This window comes from Parageobacillus sp. VR-IP (genome assembly GCF_013357975.1).
GTDB lineage: Bacteria > Bacillota > Bacilli > Bacillales > Anoxybacillaceae > Saccharococcus > Saccharococcus caldoxylosilyticus.
In genome coordinates this window covers 48,350-55,186 of sequence record NZ_JABVYQ010000012.1, presented here as the reverse complement: position 1 = coordinate 55,186, position 6,837 = coordinate 48,350, and the positions used below count along the sequence as shown (strand labels likewise).

Annotated in this window: 6 protein-coding genes; 1 reads left to right on the top strand and 5 read right to left on the bottom strand. The window is 40.5% G+C overall.

The window, feature by feature from the left end; genetic code table 11:
* On the top strand, positions 1-197 hold a 197-nt coding region (locus tag HT574_RS18605), incomplete at its 5' end, for a PNPOx family protein (protein ID WP_175245719.1).
* Positions 198-668: 471 nt separating this feature from the next.
* On the opposite strand, the gene HT574_RS18600 is transcribed toward HT574_RS18605, so the two are convergent.
* The 5 genes from HT574_RS18600 to HT574_RS18580 form a co-directional block, all read right to left on the bottom strand.
* Positions 669-2,102 carry an aldehyde dehydrogenase family protein gene (locus tag HT574_RS18600; RefSeq protein WP_175245718.1) on the bottom strand — a complete coding sequence of 478 codons (1,434 nt, stop codon included), beginning with the start codon at positions 2,100-2,102 and terminating at the stop codon, positions 669-671.
* A 21-nt stretch (positions 2,103-2,123) separates the two neighbouring features.
* Entirely contained in the window at positions 2,124-3,188 is a 1,065-nt protein-coding gene (locus tag HT574_RS18595; RefSeq protein WP_175245717.1) for a homoserine dehydrogenase, read from the bottom strand.
* A 4-nt stretch (positions 3,189-3,192) separates the two neighbouring features.
* Positions 3,193-4,425, bottom strand: coding sequence for a M20 metallopeptidase family protein (locus HT574_RS18590; protein ID WP_175245716.1), 1,233 nt, complete (start codon positions 4,423-4,425; stop codon positions 3,193-3,195).
* Between the two features lie 191 nt (positions 4,426-4,616).
* A complete protein-coding gene (locus HT574_RS18585; protein WP_061578976.1) occupies positions 4,617-5,816 on the bottom strand; it encodes a cystathionine gamma-synthase family protein in 1,200 nt (399 codons plus the stop codon).
* 14 nt (positions 5,817-5,830) lie between these two features.
* Positions 5,831-6,835: a cyclodeaminase gene (locus HT574_RS18580; RefSeq protein WP_175245715.1), complete on the bottom strand. Its 1,005-nt coding sequence runs from the start codon at positions 6,833-6,835 to the stop codon at positions 5,831-5,833.
* Between the last annotated feature and the right edge of the window lie 2 nt (positions 6,836-6,837).

Below are 6,837 nucleotides of genomic sequence, written 5' to 3'. Positions count from 1 at the left end.
GTGTTGTCTTATTTGGAACCATTAGACGTATTGAAGATGATGCGAAAAAAGAATGGTTTTTTGACCGATTGCTTGAGAAGTATGGAAATCCAGAATGGTCTTTCGAAAAAGGATATCCAGCCCTTTCCAAAACAGAATTATTTGAAATACAAATTGATAAGATTACCGGTAAATTAAGTGAGGGATTAACACATTAAGCCAAGAGTTTAGAAAGAAAATGTTATTTAAAATCTAAAATTTGTCTTGACGCATTTTTTGGCCGTTGCATTTAAAAAAAGGCAACAGGCCAAAAATGCGTTTTATTTTTTACCTCCTTTCCAAGGGCGCTCCTTCCTTTGCCTCACCTCATTGTAATTTTTTGTTTGTTAGACGCGTAAAGGGCTGCGCTCTTCGGACAACTTGGGAAAATCAAGTCGGCTAACCAACCCTAAAAAGCATAGTTTTTAAGGATTGCTAAGATGCATTGTATATTACTGAAAACTTAGGACTTCCTAATAATCTTTCTCAATAAAAAAATCCCCCCCCTTGAAACATTAGGGGATGGGTATATTAACTATAATTTCCAGAATATAATGATGTGAAGAGAAAGGGAATGATGTTCCAGCTAACATCTTCTCTTTCTTCCACATTTAAATATCTAGTCACCAGTGAATTTTTCATTAATTGTCCTATAACTTAAAACAAACGACTTTCGGCTCTGTCATTTCATGAATTGCAAATTTGATCCCTTCGCGCCCTAATCCTGATTTTTTCACACCGCCAAACGGCATCGCATCGATTCGATAGTCACTGCTGTCATTAATCATAATACCGCCAACATTCATCTTTTCAATTGCTTTGTAGGCTTTTCTAACGTTATTCGTGAAAATCCCCGCTTGCAAACCATAATCGACTGAATTCGCCTTTTCGATGGCTGTATCAAGATCCCTAACCGGGTAAAGGAGAACAACCGGGCCAAAGATTTCTTCTCTTGCAATTCGACAATCTTCCGGTACATTTGTTAACACGGTTGGCCAATAAAAAGCGCCGATACGTTTTCCACCTGTCAATAGTACAGCACCTTTTTCGATTGCTTCATTGACCAAATTTTCAACGCGAATCGCTTCTTCTTCTGTAATAAGAGGTCCCATATCAGTTAGTTCCGACTGTTTATCTCCAACACGATATTGATTGGTACGTTCGAGAAACTTCTTTTGAAAAGCATCCATAATACTTTCTTGAACATAAATTCGCTGGACACCAATGCAGTTTTGACCAGCTGCCCAAAAAGCTCCGGAAACCGTTGATTCGACTGCTTCATCTAAATCGGCATCTTCCAATACAATAACAGGTGAATTAGAACCGAGCTCCATACTAATTTTTTTTAAGCCAGCTTTACGAATAATTTCTTCTCCTGCCTCAATTCCGCCGGTAAAGGAAATCATTCTAATAGCAGGATGTGTGACAAGAATATCGCCAATCTCACTTCCGTAACCTGTTATAACGGATAACACTTTCGGTGGAAGGCCGGCTTCATCGAATGCTTCTGCAAGTAAAAGAGCACTTAACGGTGTGAGAGTTGAAGGCTTTACAATAATAGCATTTCCTGATGCAATTGCCGGTCCAACTTTGTGCGCGACAAGATTCAATGGATCATTAAACGGCGTGATGGCACCAATAATTCCAATTGGAAAACGATAATAATATCCAACCCGATTCTCACTTCCCGGCATTTGATCAAAAGGGATTGTCTCTCCATGAATTCTTCTTGCCTCTTCCGCACTAATACGAAGTGTTTGAATGCATCTGTGCACTTCTTTTATCGCTTCACGGATAGTTTTACTTCCTTCTCGAGCAATTGTTCGTGCAAATTTTTCTATATTTGCTTCGATATAGTCAGCTGCCTTATTAATAATTTCCATTCGTTTATGAACGGGCATAGAAGCAGCAATTCGTGCTCCCTCTTTCGCCTCTTCAATACATTGAAGCATATCTTCTTCCGAGGCAGCAGGTACCGTATCAATGATACTATTATCTTGCGGATCACGCACTTCAATAACTCGATCACGTTTTACCCACTTTCCTGCCAAATACATTTTTCGACCAACAACTTGAGTTGCCATCAATATACCACCTTTCCATGATTAGATATTCACTAGCGTTCTTTCGCGACTAACACGATTAATATTAATCAAGTCTATTAGGAGGGAAAATCCTGTTTCAATTTTCCCAGCTCCCGCACCGATTAACGTGACTGGGCCTAAAAGATCACATTCATACGTAATCGCGTTAGTAGCACCACTGATTGAAGCAAGCGGATCTGTAAGATCAACTTTTTCCGGTGCAATTGAGGCAACCACTTTTCCACCTTCTTTACGAGCTCTCGCCAACAGCTTCCATCGTTTTCCTTCTTTTTTTGCATCTTCAATATCTTTTAAGGTAATGTCTGTAATACCTTTACATGATACCTCTTCTACTGTCAGAGGTGCATTCATCACATAGTTTGCTAAAATGACAATTTTAAATTTTGCATCATAACCTTCTACATCACTTGTAGGATCTGCTTCTGCGTAGCCAAGCCTTTGTGCCTCTTTCAGCGCTTCCTCGTAGGTTAATCCCTCTTCTTCCATTTTTGTTAAAATATAATTTGTCGTACCATTTAAGATACCTCGTATTTCTTTAATATCATTTCCTGCGAGCGTTGTAATTGGCATTCTCAATGCAGGTGTTCCACTCATCACCGTTCCTTCAAATCCCCAATAAACACCATGTTTCTTGGCAATTTCGTACAACTCCCTATAAGCTAACGCAACAGGTCCTTTGTTTGTCATGACGACATTTTTCCCGGTCTCAAATGCAGCCTTGCAATGGTCAATGGCCGGCTGTCCTGTTTTTACATCTGTATAAGAAACTTCGATAATCGTATCAGCGTTTGTTTCACGAATCGTTTTGAAACTGTCCCATCCTTTAACAAGCCCTGGAACATCTGGATAGTTTTCAAGATTCCCTGTTTCCTTTAAGACTTGCAAAACTGTATCAATATCTAAACCATCTGGATGATAAATCGATCCTTTCATTAAGTCCGAAATCGCTACAATAACAGCCTCAAAACCTTCCTCTTTTTTCAATACCTCTTTCTTATCTCGTAGAATTTCAGCTAATCCCTGTCCGACGACTCCAAATCCGATAAATGCTAGTTTGTGTACCATACGTCTACACCTCCAAAGCTTTATTGTTCGGAAAAGCGACTTCACCTGTTAAAAACTTTACAGCCGTTTGTGCAAGGATTGCCGCACCAATTGGTAAGCAAGTTTCATCAATATCAAAAATTGGTGTATGCAGATCTCTCTGCACCCCGTCCTGTAGTGCACATCCTAAAAAGAATAGAGCGCTCGGAATCTTTTGTGTCACATAACCAAAATCTTCTCCACCCATTCCGAATGGGCGTCTAATGATTTTGAAATCCGGATACATCTCTATAATTGTGTTAGTTATCCAGCTATTTACAACAGGATCATTATTTAAAGCTGGTTCGCCTCTTTCAACATTGAACGAATAACTTCCACCTAGATGTTCAACTATAGAAAACGCTTTCTTTAATTCTGATGCCAATAAATCACGCACTTCAGGTGTATAACTCCGAATGGTGCCTTCGATTAAGACTTCTGTTGGAATAATGTTGCTTGCTGATCCTGCGTGTATTTGACCAATACTTATAACTGCTGCATCCAATGCTGAGACTTTGCGAGCAACAATACCATGTAATGTTTGCATAACAGGGCCGAGCATCCAGATAGGATCCGTTCCAAGTTCAGGATAGGCTCCATGACCGCCCGTTCCATAAATTTTCCCGCGAAACACATCGACATTTGCCATGCTGTAGCCATCGTTTACTTGGGCGGCACCAACTGGAAGCCATGGGCACATATGAAGAGCAATGGCAGCATCAACCCCGTCATAAACACCTGCTTGAATCATATATGGTGATCCAGAGAGTCCGTTTTCATCCGTACTTTCCTCTGCTGGTTGAAAAACAAACTTCACTGTTCCTTTTAATCCTTCCTTTTTAAAGACCTGTGCAAGTATAGTCGCAACTCCTAGCAAAATAGCAGTATGAGCATCATGACCACATGCATGCATGACACCATCATTTTTCGAACGATAACTTTCTATGTTTTCCTCTGTAATCGGCAGGGCATCCATATCGGCTCGAATCGCAATGGTCGGACCTTCACCAGAAGTTAATGTACCGACAACACTTGTTTCGACCCCTATTCCTGTTTCCACTTTCATTCCATCCATGCTTCGTAACGTTTCCGCAACAAATTGGGCGGTCCTGAACTCTTGGAAACTGAGTTCAGGATATTGATGAAATGTACGACGCCATTCGATCAGTTGATTGGACAAGCGATTTGCTTGTTCACGGATACAGTAATTGTTTGGCACCCACCGTCCCCCTCCTATCGCAAATAAGTTATCTATTACTGCGATTGAGCAAATTCACCAACATACATTTACAAATAGAAAAAAAGGAAACATGAACCTGATTCCTTGGTTAGAGTAAATGTGTCACCAAAATTCTTACTAAGACTAAGGAGGTTCATGTCTCACGAATAGGATGCCACATCACTACAGCATTAAATTTTCAAAACACTCTCAACGTGGTTAAATGCTTGCTCAAAGTCTGCGATAATGTCTTCAATATCTTCAATACCGCAAGAGACACGGACAAGTCCTTCAGGAATTCCCATTGCCGCACGCTCTTCCGGTGTACACTCAACGTGACTTGTTGTACGAGCAGGACCAACCGTCGTTTCAACAGCACCTAGGTTAGCAGCACGGTTAACGAATCGTAATTTCGGAAGAAAATCTCTTACCGTATCAATACCTCCTTTAACCGAAAAGCTAAGCATACCTCCAAAGTTTCTCATTTGCTTTTTCGCAATCTCGTGATTTTTATGTGTTTCAAGACCTGGATAATACACGCTTTCTACTATCTCTTTTGTTTGTAAATATTTCGCAAGAGCCATGGCATTTTCACATTGCTGACGAACGCGAAGATGAAGAGTTTTCATACCGCGTAAAATCAGATAGGCTGCCATTGGATCCATTGTTGCCCCATTAATTTCACGATAGTGGTAGATTTTTTCAACAAGCTCTTTCGGGCCGCACACAACACCACCTAATGCGTCTGCATGGCCACCTAAAAATTTCGTTGCACTATGGATAACCAAATCTGCTCCTAATGAAAGTGGATTTTGATTAATTGGAGTTGCAAATGTATTGTCAATAACAACCAGTGCGCCAGCTTCATGACCCGCTTTTGCCATGCGCTCAATGTCTGTAATTTTTACTGTTGGGTTTGTAGGTGTTTCTAAGTATAAGATTTTGCATCCTTTTGCAACTTCTTCTTCAATCTGCTCGTGGTTGCCTGTTTCGCAAAGTACTACCTCTACTTGCTGACGCGGAAGGAACTCTGTAAAGATTTTATTTGTACCGCCATATGTGTCTTTAATGGACACAATACGATCTCCTGGAACTAAAAATGTTGACAATGTATTGCTAATAGCAGCCATTCCCGTTGAAAAACTTGTTGCTGCTTCTGCCCCCTCAAGAATTTTCACTTTATCTTCAAATGCTTGGACTGTTGGATTTGTATTACGTCCATAAATATGGCCTTTTTTCTTTCCGATTGCCACATCATACCACTCATCGATATCGTCATAACCGTAAGCAACACTGAGAACGACCGGTACTTGTGTTGCACCGTGTACTAAATAATCTTTTTCTCCTGCCCATACTGCTTTCGTTCCTAGTTTAATATCTTCATTTGTCATACGATCACTCCTCATTAACCTTTTAATGATAATGTTTGGTTCTCGACATTCAATCCTAAATTTCGTTTCTTCATTTCGTTATAAGCAAACAATGCGATAGCTGTATCTTGCACCCCTGTTCCTGTTAAGTCACAAACAGTAATTTGCTCATCATTTTCCCGTCCTATTAATTCTTTTGACGTTAGTTGACCCAGTTCAATAATGGAGGAATCACTCGTTAATAAACCGCGAGCGAGTGCATGATGCAATTCCCCCAAACGAGCGCATTGCGCCTTTGTATCGCATACAAGCTTATTTGCACGCACCAGCACCTCAGCTTCTAACTCTTGCTTATGCTCAGCATCAGATCCCATTGCCGTAATGTGAAGGCCCGGATGAAGCCACTCTGCTTTGATAATAGGCTCTTTTGCCGGGGTTGTCGTAATGACGGTGTCACTGTTTCGGACAACCATTTCCGCACTATCAGCCACTTCAACTTCAATACCAAGCTCCGCTGACATGTCTTCTGCATACTTCTTGGCACGTTCAGTTGAACGGGAATACACAAGTACCTTTTTAAAATTGCGCACTAATTTTAACGCCCTTACCTGAAATCTTGCTTGTCCTCCTGCGCCAATTACACCGACTGTTTCGATATTTTCCCTCGACAGGTATTTTGCAGCAATCGCTCCGGCTGCCGCAGTTCGAACATCTGTTAAATAACCATTATCTAAAAGAATTGCCTGTGGAATGCCTGTTTTTGTACTAATTAACATCATTAACCCGTTCCCGCTTGGAAGGCCTAGCTTATAATTATTAAAGAATCCAGAAGAAACTTTAATGGCAAACATGTCTTTTCCTTTGATATACGCTGTTTTTACATCCACTTCTCCGTTTTGGTCGTGAATATCGACACGCATAATAGGAGGCATTATTACTTCATTGTTTGCCAATTTTGTAAATGCTTCTTCGATAACGGATATTGCTTCTAGATTTAATTGAACATACTGTTTCAGTTCCGGTTCTGTAAAAATAATCATGA